We start from the raw sequence: 18,019 nt of genomic DNA on the forward strand, positions 1-18,019 counted from the left end.
GGTGGCCTCTCTTCTGGTCTCAGGCGTGGGCGCGCAGTGCCGCGATGAACCACTCGAAGGCCGGGAGGCTGGAGGGGAACGGCGGACGGCCGTTGAGCACGCCCGTCAGCTCCCAGTAGCGCTCCACCCGCCGGTCGGTGAAGGTCTCCAGCCGCGCGGCCAGCTCGGACCGCTCATCGGCCGGCATGTCCGGCGCGACGATGCGGTCGAGCACCCGCCGGGCCTCCGGCGACCCGGGGGCGATGCCCGCCGCCACCGCCGCCCCGGCGTGCTCGATCACCGGCTGCGGGTCGTACGGCTGAGCCTGCCCGCCCTCCGCGCCCGCCAGCGCCATCTGCCGCACACGCTGCCGGAAAGCCTCGTCGGAGATCAGCTCGACGAGCTCTGACCACGCCTCGCTCACCTCCGCGCCGGGCTCCTGCGGCAGTTCGGCCGGCAACTGCCGCATGGCCTGGGCGATGCCCGCGCCCGGGGCGCCGGGGTCGATGCCCGCGAACGCCTCGTCGACGAAGCCGTCGATGATCTGCTGTCGCTCCCGTGCGGACAGTGCGCCCAAATCGTGCATGTTTCCTCGTCTCCTCAGTCATGTCGCCGAAGCACCGCTCCGGGCGATGCTTCGAAGGCAAGACTTCACCCTCCAGTCGGTGGAGACTCAAGCCGCTTTTCCTGTCAGGGGTGATTTAGGGTGGCTGGTCGTGATCCGTAGGCGCAGGCACCAGTTGATCGCCGTCACCTCCTTCGCCGGAGGTGTCCTCGTGACGTGGATGCTGACGGCCACCGGCACCGACGGCGACTTCTTCCGCTCACTGCTGTATCCATGGACGTGCGCGGGCGTCCTGCTGGTCGCCGTCATCCTGGGCAGCGTCGTCCGCGTGGGAAGCGCCATCGCCGTCCTGGTGCCGTTCTCACTGCCCCAGCCGCTGCTCGCCGTGTGGGACGGCATGACGCCCCAGCCCGACGGCGACGGCGGCATGTGGGTGCTCGGATTCGTGATCTCGACGCTGCTGCTGGTCTTCTCGGTCGGCTGCGTCGCCATCGGCATCTGCGTCCGCCTGATGTTCCGCCGCTGAGCCGCCCGCTCCCGCCGCCCGGAGTGTCTCGGGTCGGCGAAACGCACCGTCCGTCGGGCCCGATTCCGGTTCAGTGGTGTCCGTGGGCCGGCCAGGAGGAGGACATCGGTGCGGGGTCTGAAGGTCCTGGTGCGGGTGGCCGCCGGAGCGGCCGGCGTGGTCGCGGCCGGGGTGGCCACCAACCAGGTACTGGACAACGGCGCGCTGAGCTGGAACTGGGCGTACGCCGCGTTCGCTCTGGCCCTGATCGCCGAGCTGTCCAGGGAGCTGCTGGTCTCCCAGCCGTCGCCTCCCTCGGGTTCACGGCCGCCGCGCGGAGGCCGCGGCGTCTACCTGCGCCAGGTGCGCGCCAGCGTGAGCTACATGGAGACCGTCGGGGTGGCCACCCAGAGCGAGTTCATGCTGCGCACGCGGCAGGTGTACGTCGACGTCAGCCTGATGCCCAAACCCACGCACGACACGGCCCGCGAGCCCTACGTCGGAGCCGTCCCCGCGCGAGGGCACGCGACGCCCGGCGAACGGCGGACGCTGGAGTCGTTTCTCGCGGCGGGCGACGGCGGCCGGGTGCTGGCGGTCATCGGCGGGCCCGGCTCGGGCAAGACGACCCTCGCCCGCAGCACCACGCTCAATCTGAGCGCGCGCCCGTGGCGGTTCTGGAAGCGCGGCCCGCTGCCCGTTCTCATCTACCTGCGCGACCACGCGGCCGCGCTGCTGGCCGAGGAGCCCCCCGGACTCGCCGCCGTGGCGACGTCGGCCGGGTGGCTGGCCGGGAAGATCCCCGCCGCGTGGCTGGAGCGGCGGCTCGACCGGGGCGGCTGCGTCGTGCTGATGGACGGCCTGGACGAGGTCGCCGACGATGACGACCGCGTCCGCGTGGTGGCGTGGATCCGGCGGCAGATCGAGCGGCACCCCGGCAACCAGTACGTCGTCACCTCCCGCCCGCACGGCTATCTGTCCAACCCGCTGCCCAGCGCCGAGGTGCTCCAGGTGCGGCGCTTCACCCACGAGCAGATCACGCGTTACCTGCACGGCTGGTACCACGCCATCGAGAGCCGCGCCGCCGGCGCGGCCGGCCCGGCCGTCAGGGACATCGCCGCTGGCAAGGCCGACGAACTGCTCGCCCGCGTCCGCGCGGCCCCCGGCCTGTACGACCTGGCGGCCAACCCCCTGCTGCTCACCATGATCGCGAACGTGCACCGCTACCGCGGCCAGCTCCCGGGCAGCCGCGCCGCGCTGTACGCCGAGATGTGCGATGTCCTGCTGCACCGTCGCCAGGAGGCCCGCAACCTGACCGACGCCACCGGCCTCCGCGGCCCGCAGAAGGAGCGGGTCGTCCGGCACCTGGCGCTGGCCATGATGCGGGGCAGGGTCCGGGACATGGCGGCCGTGGACGCGCGCAGGGCAATCAGGCGGGCGCTGCGCACGGTGTCGGGCACCGTGACCCCGGAGGTCTTCCTGGAGGAGGCCCGCAAGAGCGGTCTGCTCGTGGAACGTGAGCACGGCATGTACGCCTTCGCCCACCTGACCTTGCAGGAGTACCTGGCCGCCGCCCAGATCGGCCAGCAGGACGCGGGCCCGCTCGCCGGTCACGTGGACGACCCGTGGTGGCGGGAGACGATTCTGCTGTGGTCCGCCAACGCCGACGCGACCCCGGTCATCGAGGCGTGCATGGCCTCGGGAACCGTCCACGCCCTGGCCCTGGCCTTCGACTGCGCCGAGCAGGCCCTCCAGGTGGATCCGGAGATCCGCGAGCGGCTGGAGGGCCTGCTGGACTCCGGCGGCGCCGAGCAGGACGAGGACCGTCGCCGGCTGCTCGCCGGGGTGCGGGCCACGCGGAGCCTGCGCGAGGTGATCTGGCTCGACGAGAACACCGCCGTCTGCGCCCGCCCGGTCTCGCGCGACCTGTACGACATGTTCCTCCGCGACACCGGGGTGCGGGGCGACACCTGGTACGGCGCGCGCGACGACGCCTCGTCCGGTCACGACGGCGACGCCTCACCCGCGCGCGGCGGGAACGTGCCGTCCGAGGACGGCCGGGACGCGTCGCCGACCGGTGCCGGGGACGCGTCGGCCAGGGCGGCCGGTGACGTGCCGGCGGTCGGCGTCCTCGCCGGTCACGCCGAGCGCTTCGTCAACTGGCTCAACGCCCTGTTCGACGGGGACGTCACCTACCGGCTGCCGACCCCCGAGGAGATCGCCGACCCCGCCCTGAGCCTGGTGGCGGGCGTTCCGCGCCGCACCGTCTGGGTTCGCGGCTCCGGCGCCGCAGGGCCGTCGGAGGTCACCTCCACCGCCGATGGCGTCGCCCCCACCGCCGACGGCGTCGTCCTCTACCAACCGGCCCGCGTCAGATCCCCGTACGCGCCCGACGTCTCGCGCCTCCTGGACTACCCGGCGCGCGACGTCGCCTTCTGCGGCGACTATCTGGCCTTGGCGCTGAGCGCGGAGATATCCCGGAATGTGTGGTCGCACACGCGCGTCTTCGCCGCCGCGCTCAGATCCGTCGAGGAGCCGTCGCAGGGCCGCGACCGGGACGACTTCGCCCGCGTCCTGGTCCTGGCGCTGCGACTGGAGCTCGAACGCCTCGGAATCCTCGTGCTGGACCGCGCGGCGGACGCCCGCCGCGCCGTGGTGCTCGCCCGCGTCATGCGGCTGGGACAGGCCCTTGGCCTGGACCTCGCGGCCCACGCCGGCCTCACCGGCTTCCTCACGTTCGACGAACTGGTCGAGGCCACCCTGCCGGGCAGGGCATTTCCGAACTCCAGGCGACTTCCCTCGTTGTTCTCGTTGACCGACCTCCTCGCGCCGTTGATCGAGCAGATCGAGGACGCCTTGGGCGCCTACGGACACCTCGATGCTGATCTGTCCGAGGATCTGCGAATACCGGCGTGGCGGCTCATCGTGTCGAATCTGGAGGAGGCGCTTGAGCATGCCGCCGTTCTGGCTCATGAGCGCCGGCTCGACCGGATGGCCGGCGATCCCACCCGGGAGTTCGGCCGCGCCGACGCCGTTCTGGCCCGGCTGTCCGGCGTCGCCGGCGACTCGCCTTACTTCCGGGACCCCGATGCCGTCCACGAGTTCTACGACGGCGCGGGCACCTCCGACGGGGAAGACGAACTCAGGCGCGGGCTCGGCCTGGCCCTCGTGATGCATGACGACCGGTTCGAGGGAGCGATGACCGCGCTGCACGTTCTGCTCACCTTGTGGCGGCCGACGCGGGTCACGGCCGGGGGCGGCTCGGGGCGGACGCCCATAGGCGGACCCCCGCTCACGACTTTCCACCGTGCCGCGTTTGAGCGTGCGCTCACCGAGTTCACCAGAGGGCTGTCCTTCACGCTGCGCCACCGCGGGAATCCGGTCGCGGCTCTGCGCGGGGGCATCGCCGTCCTGTCGGGGATGACCTCGCTCGGCCTCGCGGAGAGCGTCCGCGAGCAGGCCCTGAGCCTGGCCGAGGAGGCCGACGAGTTGGTCGCTCCGGTGCTGCTCGACGGCGCCTCCTACAACGTGGTCGACTTCGCGCACGCGCGCGTGCGCCTGCTCGCCGCCGTGGCACTGCTGGTGCGCCCCGTCGGCGGGCGGTACGAGCTGCCGGTCAGCAAGAGCGAGGGGGCCGCCGAACTGCTCGCCGAGGCCATGGCCGGGCTCGCGGGCCTCCAGGAACGGTTCGAGGGCCGCCTGCCGGCGAACGAACTCATCGTCCTTATGCGAACCTGAGCCACGAAGGTCGCTCGTCTCGATCGACCTCGTTGAGGCGTCTCCCTGCCGAGGCTCCTGTCGCAGCACGCGAAGATGACATCGGTGGTGATCGCTGAAGGCGTGGGCGCGAGCAGGTCAGTTATGGGCACTGAGCTGATGGTCGAGAGTCCATATGGACACTTCGACGCCTGCTACGCGCTGCTGATACAGTTCGCGTTCGACCAGGATGCACAGGTCGCCCAGTCCTAGTCCGGACATGGCGTGGTTGGTCAGGGTGATATCTGTTCCGGCTCCCGTGAGGAGCCGACGGAGAAAGCCTTCACCCCACTCGACCGTATGGAGGACCCAGGGGGCATCCCCTGCGATGACAAGTTCCAGAAGCTTGGTCAGCTTCTCCGCGCGATCCCGGCGAGCAGATCCGTCCTTGAGTTGGGCGATGTGATTGCCCGTCTCGATAACGGCCGTGACGGGCAGGATCAGGTCCGTGGACTTTCTCTTGGTCATCAGATCCTGTTGGACCGCTTGCCGGTCCTGGTTTTTCCCGGGAACGTCCAGCAGGTTGCACAGAATGGAGGTGTCAACGAATTCGACCCTGCGGCTCATGGTCACTCCATTCCCATCAGCCGGTCGAACTCGCTGTAGTTCGTGGCCTGTTCGGTCCCTTCCTCCAGCAGCCCGGACGTGATCACATCACCGAGCTTTCCCTTGGCCATCAGCCTTGGGTAGCCTTCAAGGGCGGGAAGTGGCCGAAGATGTGACCATCCCGTGCGAGAGTCACGAGAGCAGACCATAACACCTGTGTGATCGCTCGGATCGAGGGCGGACAGCAGCGCAGGGCTGTGTGTAGTGAACAGCGCTCGCGCGCCGTAGTCCATTGCGTAGCTTTTTACTAGTTCAAGCAATTTCGCGGCCTGGGATGGATGCAGGCCGTTCTCCAATTCCTCGATCACCAGCGTGATGGGGCGGTTCTCATCTTTGCCGTCCGGTCCTCCGACGTCCAGGTCCGTACCTCTGCGCAGGAGGGCTGTGGCTATCGCGATGAAGCGCAGAAGTCCGTCGCTCATTTCCCGAGCCGGCGTGATCGCATTGCTTTCGTTTAGCGCCAGCATGACATCGTTCAACTCCGAGCGCACGATGTCGAGGCCGGTGACCTCGTGCTCCACGAGATCCTGTACCAGTCGCAGCAGGCGCCGGAATCCCTCAGGGTCCTCGTTTGACATCTGCCCGATGACGGCCGAGAGGTTCTCCGCCGTCCGCCTCAGTCTGACATCGCGTCCGGGCACGTACTGCCGCATCAGATGAGGGATTGGATCAAGGTGGAAAACGCGGCCAAGGACGTCTAGTACGGTCTTCGCGGCCTTGACGACCTGTTGCTCCGTTTTGGTTTCGCCGGGTATGCGGAGAGGAAGCTGCGCGGTAAGGAGTCTGGTCGATCGAAACGCTCCGCGGGGCGCGCGTCCTCTGCGCCCGCTGTGCCAGCTTGCGTCGATGCTTCCAGGGCCCGACGAAGGTTCGTGCGTGGTCAGGAGGGTATGAAAGTATTTTTCCTCTGGGTTCTTGGTGTCACGCCGTTTTCCAGAGACGCCCCGCAGGGTTTCCTTGACGATCTCAGGCTCTGGCCGAACCTGGACGGTGACCTCAAGGTCGAGGAGCCAGTAGTCGCGGTGTGGTGCGTCCTCGGGGGAGAAGACTTTGCAGCCCAAGGTGAAATGATCACTACCGTGTGGCGGGCAGCCTGCCATTCCGCCGCGCAGGGGTCCCTCGTCGCCCCGGCGACTGTCGAGGGCGTCGGCGACGTCCGCGCCGCTGGCGAGTCGAGAGAGAACTTCGAGACCATCGAGCGCATTTGACTTCCCACTGCTGTTGCGCCCGATAAGCACCGTCATTGGATGCAAGAGCAGCTTCTCATCATGAAACGTCTTGAAATGTGAAAGGCGCAGCTCCAACAGGTGCGGTCTCATGGGTAAACCGTACCGGGGGTCATGGCGCCGCCATGACGGGTTCGCTCAGTGCTTGAGGCTGCGGGCCGCAGCGGTGCGAGCGCGGGCGGGTTACTCGTCGCCGGTGAGGGAGAGGGAGCGCAGGCGTTGGCCGGCCCAGAGGACGGCGCCGATGGTGACGATCAGGACGGCGGGGACGGCGAAGCCCATGGTGACCGTGGGCTTGAAGAAGTCGGTCGAGGTGAGCTGCCCGGCGAAGGTCTGCGCCCACTGCTGGATGGAGAAGTTGCGCGCGCCCGGCACCAGGCCGCCGACCAGGCTCTCCCAGACCACGGCGTAGATGATGCCGATGGTCACCGCGTGCCGGGTGACGACGCCGAGCAGCAGGAACACCGCCGAGTAGGCGATGCCGCCGATCAGGGAGCCCAGCGCGAACCCGGCGGCGATGCCGGACTCGCCGCGGAGCAGGAGGTACCCGGCGGCGAACGTCGGGACGGCGGCGAACAGGGCGAGCAGCGAGGAGGCCACCGCGAACTTGGTGAGGACGATCACCGGGCGCGAGATGGGCTTGGACAGCAGGTGGATGATCGTGCCGTCGTCGATCTCGGGCGCGATCGTGCCGGTGCCGGCGATCAGGCCCAGCAGCGGCAGCATGGTGCCGATGGCGTACACCTGCATGAGCGTGACGGTGGCCCGCTCGTCCGTGCTGCCGACCAGGCGCAGGACCACGGCCAGGCCGATGAGCACGAGCGGGAGCAGGATCAGCAGCAGGACCCGGCGGCGCCCGAGGACGGCGCGGTAGGTGATGCCGGCGACGACGGAGTTCATCGGGTGCTCCGGGTGATCAGGTAGGAGAAGACGCTTTCGAGGTCCTCGTCGGCGGGGGAGAGCTGCCAGACGGTGACGCCGGCGTCGCGGGCGACGCGGGGCAGCAGCCAGGTGAACCTGCGGAAGTCCACGGCCTGCACCTCAAGGCCGGTCTCGCTCAGCGACACCGCTCCCGAGGAGGCGTCGGCGATGAGCGCCGCGGCCAGGCGCCGGTCGTCGCTGGAGCGCACGCGGAACAGGTGGGGCCGGTCGGTCATGCGCCGGCGGATCTCGCGGAAGTCGCCGGAGGCCGCGTGCCGGCCGGCCACGAGCACCTCGATCTGCTGGGCGACCCGCTCGACCTCCTCCAGGATGTGCGAGCTGAACAAGATGGTGCGTCCAGCGGCCCCCAGCTCGCTGACCAGGTCCATCAGGTGGAGGCGCTGGCGGGGGTCCATGCCGTTGAACGGCTCGTCCAGCAGCAGCACCTGGGGGTCGTGGACGAGGGCGGCGGCGACCTTGACCCGCTGGCGCATGCCCTTGGAGTAGGTCTCGACGCGGCGGTCCTTGGCGTCCTCCATCTCGACCATGGCCAGCGCCTTGGCGGCGGCGTCCTCCGGGGAGGGCAGGCGGTGCAGGCGCGCGCTGGAGAGCACGAACTGCCAGCCGGTGAGGAAGCCGTAGACGGCCTCGCGCTCGGGCACCAGCCCGATGGAGCGGTAGATCTGGTGGTTGCGCCAGATGGGCTTGCCGTCGAGCGTCGCGGTGCCGGTGGAGGGGGCGAGGAAGCCCGCCATCATGTGCAGCAGCGTGGACTTGCCCGCGCCGTTCGGGCCGAGCAGCCCGGTCACGCCGGGGCCGACGGTCATCGTGACGTCGTTGACGGCCACCACGTTGCCGTACCAGCGGGAGACCTGGGTGAGTTCGATGTTCACGATGAGGCCGCCTTGCGGTAGCGGAGGACGAGCGCGGTCACCGACAGGGCGACGATCGCGAGCACGGCGGCGGCGGCGATCGGCCCGCCGGCCCCGGGCGGATAGCCGCCGTCGTTGTTGGCCGTGGTGCCGAACAGCCACACCTGCACGGAGTCCACCAGGAAGAACGGATTGAGCAGCCACGCCCACTGGGCGGCGCTGTCGCGGCTGACCGACATCAGCACGCCGACCATGACGCCCGAAATCGCCGAGGACAGCAGGTAGACGGCGATGACCGAGGCCACGCCGAGCCCGCGCCGCGGAGTGAACGACGCGAGCGCGACGCCGACGGACGCCAGCAGCACCGCGTAGATGACCGCGGTGGCCAGCGCGGCGAGGTAGTCGCCGGTGTGCGGCGGGCCGGGCAGGTCGATGAGCAGCTCGCCGATGTACAGGGTGGTCAGCGGCACCGCCACCAGCAGGAACAGCGCGATGGCCATGGCCCCGAGCTTGGCCGCCACGTAGTCGCCGGTCTTGACCGGCCGGGACAGGTACAGCGGCAGCACGCGGAACCGCAGATCGGGAGCCACCAGATAGGGCGACTGGGCCGCGAGGAAGACCGCCAGCACCGCCTGCATGGTCACGGCGTAGGCCGTATAGGACACCCCTTGCCGTTTGAGCAGGGCCATCACCGCGATCGACACGGCGGCCGGCAGCATCATCACCCCGCCCAGGGCGAACGGCATGATCTTGGCGCGGGCGGGGCGGCCCAGGCCGAAGACGCCGCGCAGGCTGTGCAGCGTCAGGGCGGCGAACGCGTTGCCCCGGCCGAGACGCGCGCCCTCGTAGTGCCGGTAGCCGATGTCGTGGATGACGCCGGTGGGCGCGTGCGGAGGCGGAACGGTCTCAGACATTGGCGGCCTCCTCCCGGAAGACGTCCTCGATGCGGTGGCGGCCCTGTTCCAGCCGGACCAGGCTGAGGTCCAGGTCGCACACGGCGTCCCGGACGATGTCGAAGGTGTCGGGGGAGCCCGCCTCGACGCTCAGCAGGCGGCCGTGCGGCGTGACCTGCCGCCCCGCCTCGGTGAGCCGGGCGGCCAGGCGGTCGGCGCCCTCCTCCACCTCGACGGTGATCGACTTGGTCGCCTGGGTGAACTCGCCGATGGCCGAGGAGCGCAGCAGGCGCCCGCCGTCGATGACGATGACGTGGTCGCAGACCCGTTCGAGCTCGCCGAGCAGGTGCGAGGTGACGACCACGCTGATGCCGAACTCGGTGCCGATGCGCCGGATCAGGGCGAGCATGTCGTCGCGGCCCTGCGGGTCGAGGCCGTTGGTGGGCTCGTCGAGGAAGACGAGCCTCGGGTCGTGCACGAGAGCCTGGGCCAGCTTGACCCGCTGCCGCATGCCGGTGGAGTAGCCGCCGATGGGCCGGTAGCGCTCCTCGTACAGGCCGACGTGCCGCAGGGTGTCGGCGGCGCGCTCGCGGGCGGCGCTGCGCGGCAGGCCGGACATCTGCGCCATGTGCACCGTGAACTCGGTGGCGGACACGTCGGGCGGCAGGCAGTCGTGCTCGGGCATGTAGCCCACGACGCGCCGGATGTCGAGCGACTGGACGGCGGGGTCCAGGCCGAGGACGGTGGCGCGGCCCTCGGTGGGCGGCAGCAGGCCGAGCAGGATCTTGATGAGGGTGGACTTCCCCGCTCCGTTGGCGCCGACCAGGCCGGTGACGCCCGATCCCGCGCTGACGGTGAGGCCGTCGAGCGCCGTCACCCGGGGAAAGCGTTTGGTGAGTCCCTCGGTCGCGAGGATGGTCATGACCAGGACACTATCCAAGCGCCCGGCGCGGATCCTCCCTCACACGGAGGAACCGCGTCTCCTCCGAGCGGCGGGCGAGGTGATGCGCAGGCCGTACTTCGCCCAGAAGAACCGCTGGACCAGCAGCGTCAGCGTGCCGGCGATGATCATGCCTGCGATGTTCGTCGTCAGCTGGGTGACCGAGCCGCCGACGTCCTGCCAGCGGCCCAGCGCGACGGCCACCGCGGCGTACCCGGCGGCCGGGACCGTGGTGACCGAGATGAAGACGCCGACCAGCGCCGAGGACTTGCCCGCCGTGACCGACAGCACCCCGGCGCCCCCGGCGAGCAGCGCGACGATGAACGACCACTTGTCCGGCTTGACGATGAACTCGACCTCGTTGTGCCCGTTGAGGCTCTGCGGGGTGATCCACCCGAAGGCGGAGAACAGCAGCGCGCACGCGCAGGTGACGGCGATGGCCACGGCGAACCCGACGACGAGCGCGCGGGCCGCGGTCACGATGAGCCGGCGGTCGCGGCGCAGCAGCCCGAACGAGACCGCGGCCACGGCGCCGAACTCGGGGCCGAGGACCATCGCACCGACGATCAGGATGATCGACGGGAGCAGCACGCCGATCGCCGCGAGCTGCGTGGCGATGGTGAGGAACGCCAGGAACGCCCAGGTGATGCGGCAGTCGCTCGCGACCTGGCGGGCGAACTCCTCCCACACCACGGCGTCCTCGGGCGCGCCCGGCGCCTCGGCCTCGGCGACGTCGGCCACGTCGGACAGCGAGAGGTCGACCCGCTCGACCGCGATCGAGCCGTCCTCGGGCAGGCGCAGGTCCTTCAGCCGTTCGATGATCTCGTTCGTCGCCTCGCGCGCGGCGTCGAACAGGATCACGTCGCCCTTGGGACGGTGGCCGGCGTCCGGCAGGACGACGACGTTGGTGACGCCGACGGCGGCGTCGAGGAGGTCCAGCACATCGACGGTGCGGCCGGAAGGGGAGATCACCCGCAAGTGCAACACGATCAAAGCCTAAGTACGGCGCGGGTCAGGTACGGCGGAGCTGGACGCGGCGGACCGAGTGGTCGGCGCCCTTGTGCAGGACCAGTCCGGCGCGACCGCGCGTGGGGGCGATGTTCTCGACCAGGTTGCGCTCGTTGACGTCCCGCCAGACGTCCTTGGCGAACCGCGTCGCCTCCTCCTCCGACAGGTCGGCGAGGTAGGCGAAGTACGACTTGGGATCGGCGAACGCCGTGCGGCGCAGCTTGTGGAAGCGGTCGACGTACCAGGACCTGATGTCCTCCACCTTGGCGTCCACATAGATGGAGAAGTCGAAGTAGTCGTTCACCGCGAGCGCCGCGGGCGGGGCGGGCTGCAGCACGTTGAGGCCCTCGACGATCAGGATGTCCGGCCGGCGGACCGTCTGGACGGCGCCGGGCACGATGTCGTACTCCAGGTGGCTGTAGATGGGGGCGCGGACCTCGGGCATCCCCGCCTTGACGTCGGCGACGAACCGCACGAGCGCCCGGCGGTCGTAGCTCTCGGGGAAGCCCTTCCGGTGCGGGATGCCGCGCTCTTCGAGCACCGCGTTCGGGTAGAGGAAGGAGTCGGTGGTGACCAGCTCCACCCGGGGGTGCTCCGGCCAGCGGGCGAGCAGGGTGTGCAGCAACCGGGCCGTCGTGGACTTGCCGACCGCGACGCTGCCCGCGATGCCCAGGATGTACGGAGGCGGCTCGCGGTCGTCGCCGAGGAAGGTGTTGACGGCCGCGCTGCGCTGCCGCGCCCCGGTGAAGTGCAGGTTGAGCAGGCGCGTCAGCGGGAGGTAGATGTCGGTGACCTCGGCCAGGTCGATCGGGTCGTCGACCCCGCGCAGCTCTTCGAGCTCGTCGGCCGTGAGGGTGAGAGGCGTGTTCTCTCGGAGATCTCGCCACTGCGCGCGGCTGAGCTCCACATAGGGGTTCGGTGCCTCCATGGCCGCAAACTCTACTGACGGCCCCGCCTTCGATCTCGGCGGGGCCGCTCTGCGGCAGAATGGGGCGGTGATCGTGGGCATCGGCGTGGACATCGTTGACATCGCGCGCCTGGGCGCCGCCCTCGAACGCACTCCGAGCCTGCGCGACCGCGTCTTCACCGATGCCGAGAAGGGGCTGCCCGTCGCCTCGCTGGCCGCCCGCTTCGCCGCCAAGGAGGCCGTGGCCAAGGCGCTGGGCGCGCCGCCCGGCCTCGGCCACCGCGACGCCGAGATCACGGTCGCCGAGCACGGACGTCCGGTGCTCGGGGTGCGCGGCCGGGTCGCCGAGGTCGCCGCGAAGCTCGGCGTGCGCCGCTGGCACGTCTCCCTCAGCCACGACGGCGGCCTCGCCATCGCCTACGTCATCGCCGAAGGCTGACGCCCGGCCGGGCCGCCGGCGCGCGGGGTCGGCACGGAAGGGCGCGTGGGGCCGCGCGTGGGTGGCGTCTCGCGGCGGGTGGCCTTCGCGGCGGTGATCGGCGAGGGCTACATTCGGTGAGATGCTGACCGCGTACACCTCCGACCAGATCAGGGCGGCCGAGCGGACGCTCATGGCACGCCTCCCCGAGGGCACGCTCATGCGCCGTGCCGCCTCCGCGCTGGCGGTGGCCTGCGTGAACGTCCTGCCCCGCGTGTACGGCTCCCGCGTCGTCCTGCTGATCGGCAGCGGTGACAACGGCGGCGACGCGCTGTACGCCGGAGCCCTGCTGGCCCGCCGCGGCGCGCGGGTGCACGCCGTCCTCGCCGGGCGCAAGACGCACGAGGGAGGCCTGGCCGACCTGCGCCGGGCCGGAGGCCGGCTCGTGGACGCGCGGGACGGCGTCGACGCCGCGGGAGGCGTCCTCGCGGACCTGGTCGAGCGGGCGGACGTCATCGTCGACGGCCTGGTGGGCATCGGCGGCGCCGGCGCGCTGCGCGAGCCGTACGCGGCGCTGGCCAGGCTGACGGCCGGCGCGCCCGGCGTCGTCGTCGCCGTGGACGTCCCGAGCGGGGTCGACGCGAGCACCGGGGAGGTCGCGGGCGAGGCGATCAGCGCGCATCTCACGGTGACCTTCGGCGCGGTCAAGGCGGGCCTGCTGATCGACCCGGGAGCGAGCCGCGTGGGCACCCTGCACCCGGTGGACATCGGCCTCGGGCCCTACCTGCCCGACCCGGACGTGGTGGCGCTCACCGGCGCGGACGTCGCCGGCCGGCTGCCGCGCCCGGGAGCGGAGTCCGACAAGTACCGCAGGGGCGTGGTCGGCGTCGTCGCGGGCAGCGACCGGTTCACCGGGGCGGCGGTGCTGACGGTCGGCGGCGCCGTGCGCGCGGGCGCCGGGCTGGTCCGCTTCGCGAGCGCCGCCGAGCCCGTCGCCCAGGTACGCGCCAGATGGCCCGAGGCGGTGACGAAGGTCGTCACGGCCGCCGAGGGAGTGCGAGACGTCGGCCGGGTGCAGGCGTGGGTACTCGGGCCCGGCATGGGCACCGGCGACGAGGCGCACGCCCTGGCACGGTCGGTGCTCGGCGGCGACGTCCCGGTGCTGGTCGACGCCGACGGCCTGACCGTCGTGTCCGGCGACCCCGGGCTCCTGCGGCGCGAGGCGCCCACGCTGATCACCCCGCACGCCGGTGAGCTCGCCCGGCTGCTCGGCGTGGCGCGGGACGACATCGAGGCCCGCCGGCTGCACTACGCACGCCACGCGGCCCGGGAACTGGGAGTGACCGTTCTTCTCAAGGGGTCGACTACCCTGGTCGCCGAGGAGGGCAGGCCGGTCCGCGTGAACGTCACGGGCACCCCTTGGCTGGCCACCGGCGGCACGGGCGACGTGCTCGCCGGCATCGCGGGAGCCTTCCTCGCCGGGGGGCTGAGCTGCTATGACGCCGCTTCCTGCGCGGCCTACGCGCATGGTCTGGCCGGACGCCTCGCGGCCGGCGGGCCGAAAGAGGGCGAGGCGCCGATCGCCGCCCTCGACGTGGCCCTTGCGATCCCCGCCGCCGTCCGCGCGCTCACCGCGGGCGCCTGACCTCGACTGATCACGCCGACCCGTACCACTGTGACGACCGCCACCGCCGCCCTGCCGACCGGCTCGGGCACGGCGCGTCACTGCCAGACTGAGAGAGTGAGCTTCCCCATGGACGGTTCCCTCGTGACGCCGGCTCAGGCCCGGGTGGATCTCTCCGCCATCGCGCACAACCTCGCCGTGCTGCGCGAGCACGCCCCGGCCGCCGAGATGATGGCCGTGGTGAAGGCCGATGCCTACGGCCACGGCCTGGTGCCCTGCGCGCGCGCCGCTCTCGCCGCCGGCGCCTCGCGGCTCGGCACCGCCTTCATCCAGGAGGCCCTGGACCTGCGCGCCGCCGGCGTGACGGCGCCCGTCCTGTCGTGGATCGTCACGCCCGGCGAGCCCATCGACGACGCCGTGGCCGCCGCGGTCGACCTGTCGGCGGGCGCGGTCTGGCTGCTGGACGACATCGCGGCCTCGGCCCGCCGCACCGGGCGCACGGCGCGCGTCCACCTCAAGATCGACACCGGCATGACGCGCGGCGGCGCCACCGCCGACGGGTGGCCCGCGCTGCTGGAGCGCGCCCTGGCCGCACAGGCCGAGGGCCTGATCGAGATCGCCGGGCTGTGGTCGCACCTGGCCTGCGCGGACATCCCCGGGCACCCGGCGATCGAGCGGCAGCTCGCCGCGTTCGACGACGCCCTCGCGGTAGCCGAGAAGTCCGGGGTGGCCGGGCCGCGCGTCCTGCGCCACATCGCCAACTCGGCGGCCACCGTCAACATCCCCCAGGCCCACTACGACATGGTGCGGCCCGGCCTCGCGGTGTACGGGCTCAGCCCGATCCCCGAGCTCGGCGACTTCGGGCTGCGGCCCGCGATGACGCTCAGCGCCCGCCTGGCGATGGTCAAGCGGGTGCCGCCCGGCACGGGGGTGTCCTACGGGCACCTCTACGTCACCGAGCGCGAGACGACGCTGGCGCTGGTGCCCCTCGGTTACGCCGACGGTGTGATGCGTGCGGCCACCAATCGCGGGCAGGTGTGGGCGGCGGGCCGGCGGCGCACGATCGCGGGCCGGGTGTGCATGGACCAGTTTTTGATCGACATCGGTGACGACCAGGCGAGCGAGGGTGACGAGGTGATCCTTTTCGGGCCGGGGACCGCCGGCGAGCCGACCGCGCAAGAGTGGGCCGATTCCCTCGGCACGATCACCCATGAGATCGTGACGAGGATTGGTCCGCGCGTGCCGCGCGTTCACCGGTAAGAGGAGGTCGTGAATGTCCACACGGCGCAGGGTCGGGATCGCCGGGGCGGTCTTCGGGACGGCGTCGGCGGGCCTCGCGGCGACGGCGCTGGCCAAGCGGTACGTCGTGGGCCGCATCCGTCTGCGGCCCGACCTGGAGGCGAGCGAGCAGTTCGGTGAGCTGCGCGGGCGTCCGACCACGGTCAGGACCTCCGACGGCGTCGAGCTGTACGCCGAGGTCGACGGGCCAGAGGACGCCCCGCTGACCGTCGTGTTCTGCCACGGGTACACGCTCAACCTCGACTCCTGGCACTACCAGCGGCGTGACCTGCGCGACCGCTACCGGATGGTCTTCTGGGACCAGCGGTGCCACGGGCGTTCGGCCCGCACCCCGGCCGAGGACTGCACCGTCGACCGCCTCGGGGACGACCTGGCCGAGATCCTCAGGCAACTGGTGCCTGGGCCGTGCGTGCTGGTCGGCCACTCCATGGGCGGCATGACGGTCATGGCGCTGGCCGACAGCCGTCCCGAGCTGTTCGGCGACAAGGTGCGCGGGGTCGCGCTGATCTCCACCTCGGCCGGCAAGCTGGCCGAGCTCACCCTCGGTCTCCCCGCGCTGATCTCCAAGGTCGTCCACTGGGTGGCGCCGCCCGCGGTGTCGGTGCTCGGCCGCCGCGCGGCGCTGATCGACCGGGGCAGGCAGGCCGGCAACGACGTGTCGTTCCTCGCCCTGCGCTACCTGGCGTTCGGCGACCCCTCCAACGTCAGCCCCACGGTGGTCGACTTCGCCGAGTCGATGATCCGCTCCACGCCGACCGACGTCATCGCCGACTTCTACCCCGCGCTGATGTCGCACGACAAGCTGGCCGCCCTCGACGTGGTCGGCAAGGTGCCGGTCGAGGTCATCGTGGGGGACAAGGACTGGCTGACCCCGCCGGACCACAGCAGGGCGATCAGCGCCACCGTGGCCTCCGCCCGGCTCACCGAGGTCCCGGGCACCTCCCACCTGGTGCTCATGGAGAAGCCGGCGATCGTCAACGAGATGATCGGCGAGCTGCTCGAAAGGGTCGCCGAGGTCCAGGAGCTCGCGCAGGCCGAGGAGGCCCCGCCCGCCGTGGCCTCGGCCGGCTCCGGGAAGTCCGAGGGCGCTGGCGAGGACGGCGGCGCGGACGAGAACGGCGGCGCGGACGAGGAGGCCTCGTGACGGGCGCCATGAGACCCTTGAAGGGCGACGGACGCGGGGAGGGAGCCAGATGAGGCGCGCGGCGACGACCGAGGACATGTGGGCGCTGGGTGAGGAGATCGCGCGCCTGCTGCGGCCCGGTGACCTCGTGGTGCTGTCCGGCCCGCTCGGCGCCGGCAAGACCACCCTGGTGCAGGGCGTCGCCGAGGGCCTGAAGGTCCGCGGCCCGATCACCTCGCCGACGTTCGTCATCGCCAGGGTCCACCCGTCCCTGACCGGCGGGCCCGCGCTCGTCCACGCGGACGCCTACCGCCTCGGCGGCGCGCTGGAGGTCGACGACCTGGACCTCGACGCCTCCCTGGACGACTCGGTGACCGTGGTCGAGTGGGGAGAGGGCCTGGTGGAGGGGCTGGCGGACGACCGGCTCGAAATCTCCATCGAGCGCGGCGACGCGGGCGACGAGCGGCTGGTGCGGCTCCGCGGCGTCGGCCCGCGCTGGCATGACATGCCCGGCTCTTTCGATTGACCGCCTTTCCGCGATCTAGACCGGTAATCTAGCCAGCCTTGACGCGGGCCCCACTTGCTCCGGATCATCGGAATGAAGATCGTTCCAATGGATTGCCCTGATTTTTCTGGGTATGCAGGTGGGGTAACGCCTAAGCGTGGTCATGTCGGCGGGGTCGTATCGCAGGCGAAGTGGAGTGCGACGGTGCACAGGGTCGGGCAGGTCGCGGTTGCTGGAGCATTCCTACTCTTGGGTGGCGTCGCCTGCACGGCGGAAGCGCAGAGCGGCGGTGAGTCGGCGCCCACCCCGTCGCCATCGGTGAGCCGGCAGGACATCCGCGTCCAGCTCATCCCGGACCGGGTGCAGGGCGGGGCGACGCGGTCGATCCGCGTGCGGGCGTTCTGCCCGCTGCCGCAGGGCGGCACCGCCTACCGGGCCACCGCGCGGTCGGACGCGTTCACCGGCCTGGTCACCCTGACCCAGCCGCCGCCGGCCACCCCCGCCACGTCGTCCACCCCGGTCACCGCGGCCGCGCCGCCGCCGGAGGTACACGGGTTCGCGCTCGTCGACGAGGATTCCGACCCCGGGCGCTACCAGGTCGAGGTCAAGTGCGAGGGCACCAACGACATCGGCAAGGCCAACCTCACCGTGGTCGCCCGGCCGAAGGCCACCGCGACCCCCACCCGCACCCGCGCCGTGCCCACCAGGGCGCCGCGGGCGGGCGGCGGCGGCACGGCGGCCGGCGGGCCCGCCGAGGAGCCGTCCGGCGTCCCCGGCGGCGTGATCGCGGCCGGTCTCGCCGTGGCCCTGGCCGGCGGCATCGCCGTGGCGCGTCGCAGGTCGAAGGTCCGCTGAGCTCGAAAGCGGCGTTCCAC

General features: G+C 71.4%; 17 protein-coding genes. 8 read left to right on the forward strand and 9 right to left on the reverse strand.

Annotated elements, in window-relative coordinates; translation table 11 throughout:
* Positions 1 to 19 precede the first annotated feature (19 nt).
* On the reverse strand, positions 20 to 565 hold the full coding sequence (locus ACZ6QO_RS17135; protein ID WP_465851670.1) for a hypothetical protein: 546 nt from the start codon (positions 563 to 565) through the stop codon (positions 20 to 22).
* A 130-nt stretch (positions 566 to 695) separates the two neighbouring features.
* On the opposite strand from ACZ6QO_RS17135, the gene ACZ6QO_RS17140 reads away from it, so the two are divergent.
* Complete coding sequence (locus tag ACZ6QO_RS17140) at positions 696 to 1,070, forward strand: hypothetical protein (protein ID WP_465851672.1); 375 nt, start codon at positions 696 to 698, stop codon at positions 1,068 to 1,070.
* A 108-nt stretch (positions 1,071 to 1,178) separates the two neighbouring features.
* Positions 1,179 to 4,784, forward strand: a complete 3,606-nt coding sequence (locus tag ACZ6QO_RS17145; RefSeq protein ID WP_465851673.1) for an NACHT domain-containing protein — start codon at positions 1,179 to 1,181, stop codon at positions 4,782 to 4,784.
* Positions 4,785 to 4,901: 117 nt separating this feature from the next.
* On the opposite strand, the gene ACZ6QO_RS17150 is transcribed toward ACZ6QO_RS17145, so the two are convergent.
* The 8 genes from ACZ6QO_RS17150 to coaA all read right to left on the reverse strand — a co-directional run bounded on the left by ACZ6QO_RS17150 (position 4,902) and on the right by coaA (position 12,175).
* Complete coding sequence (locus tag ACZ6QO_RS17150) at positions 4,902 to 5,369, reverse strand: hypothetical protein (protein WP_465851675.1); 468 nt, start codon at positions 5,367 to 5,369, stop codon at positions 4,902 to 4,904.
* Positions 5,370 to 5,371: 2 nt separating this feature from the next.
* Complete coding sequence (locus ACZ6QO_RS17155) at positions 5,372 to 6,727, reverse strand: AAA family ATPase (protein ID WP_465851676.1); 1,356 nt, start codon at positions 6,725 to 6,727, stop codon at positions 5,372 to 5,374.
* Positions 6,728 to 6,817: 90 nt separating this feature from the next.
* Positions 6,818 to 7,534: an ABC transporter permease gene (locus ACZ6QO_RS17160; protein WP_465851677.1), complete on the reverse strand. Its 717-nt coding sequence runs from the start codon at positions 7,532 to 7,534 to the stop codon at positions 6,818 to 6,820.
* Positions 7,531 to 8,448 carry an ABC transporter ATP-binding protein gene (locus ACZ6QO_RS17165; RefSeq protein ID WP_465851678.1) on the reverse strand — a complete coding sequence of 306 codons (918 nt, stop codon included), beginning with the start codon at positions 8,446 to 8,448 and terminating at the stop codon, positions 7,531 to 7,533. Before ACZ6QO_RS17165 ends, ACZ6QO_RS17160 begins: the two co-directional genes overlap by 4 nt.
* Complete coding sequence (locus tag ACZ6QO_RS17170) at positions 8,445 to 9,341, reverse strand: ABC transporter permease (RefSeq protein ID WP_465851680.1); 897 nt, start codon at positions 9,339 to 9,341, stop codon at positions 8,445 to 8,447. The genes ACZ6QO_RS17165 and ACZ6QO_RS17170 overlap by 4 nt, the downstream gene beginning before the upstream one ends.
* A complete protein-coding gene (locus ACZ6QO_RS17175; protein ID WP_465851681.1) occupies positions 9,334 to 10,242 on the reverse strand; it encodes an ABC transporter ATP-binding protein in 909 nt (302 codons plus the stop codon). The genes ACZ6QO_RS17170 and ACZ6QO_RS17175 overlap by 8 nt, the downstream gene beginning before the upstream one ends.
* Before the next feature lie 39 nt (positions 10,243 to 10,281).
* A complete protein-coding gene (locus tag ACZ6QO_RS17180; protein WP_465851683.1) occupies positions 10,282 to 11,247 on the reverse strand; it encodes a DUF389 domain-containing protein in 966 nt (321 codons plus the stop codon).
* Between the two features lie 25 nt (positions 11,248 to 11,272).
* The gene (gene coaA / locus ACZ6QO_RS17185; RefSeq protein ID WP_465852008.1) at positions 11,273 to 12,175 is read right to left on the reverse strand and encodes a type I pantothenate kinase; all 903 of its coding nucleotides are present in this window, start codon (positions 12,173 to 12,175) and stop codon (positions 11,273 to 11,275) included.
* Between the two features lie 88 nt (positions 12,176 to 12,263).
* Here coaA and ACZ6QO_RS17190 point away from each other — a divergent pair, with 88 nt between their 5' ends.
* From ACZ6QO_RS17190 to ACZ6QO_RS17215, 6 genes are all read left to right on the forward strand, one after another.
* The gene (locus tag ACZ6QO_RS17190; RefSeq protein ID WP_465851685.1) at positions 12,264 to 12,614 is read left to right on the forward strand and encodes a holo-ACP synthase; all 351 of its coding nucleotides are present in this window, start codon (positions 12,264 to 12,266) and stop codon (positions 12,612 to 12,614) included.
* A 121-nt stretch (positions 12,615 to 12,735) separates the two neighbouring features.
* Entirely contained in the window at positions 12,736 to 14,238 is a 1,503-nt protein-coding gene (locus tag ACZ6QO_RS17195) for an NAD(P)H-hydrate dehydratase (RefSeq protein WP_465851687.1), read from the forward strand.
* 108 nt (positions 14,239 to 14,346) lie between these two features.
* On the forward strand, positions 14,347 to 15,477 hold the full coding sequence (gene alr, locus ACZ6QO_RS17200) for an alanine racemase (protein ID WP_465851689.1): 1,131 nt from the start codon (positions 14,347 to 14,349) through the stop codon (positions 15,475 to 15,477).
* Between the two features lie 13 nt (positions 15,478 to 15,490).
* Entirely contained in the window at positions 15,491 to 16,660 is a 1,170-nt protein-coding gene (locus ACZ6QO_RS17205; RefSeq protein ID WP_465851691.1) for an alpha/beta fold hydrolase, read from the forward strand.
* 49 nt (positions 16,661 to 16,709) lie between these two features.
* A complete protein-coding gene (gene tsaE / locus ACZ6QO_RS17210) occupies positions 16,710 to 17,165 on the forward strand; it encodes a tRNA (adenosine(37)-N6)-threonylcarbamoyltransferase complex ATPase subunit type 1 TsaE (RefSeq protein WP_465851693.1) in 456 nt (151 codons plus the stop codon).
* A gap of 228 nt (positions 17,166 to 17,393) precedes the next feature.
* Complete coding sequence (locus ACZ6QO_RS17215) at positions 17,394 to 17,999, forward strand: hypothetical protein (RefSeq protein WP_465851695.1); 606 nt, start codon at positions 17,394 to 17,396, stop codon at positions 17,997 to 17,999.
* Positions 18,000 to 18,019 lie beyond the last annotated feature (20 nt).

The sequence above is a fragment of the Sphaerisporangium sp. NPDC049457 genome, assembly GCF_055586705.1.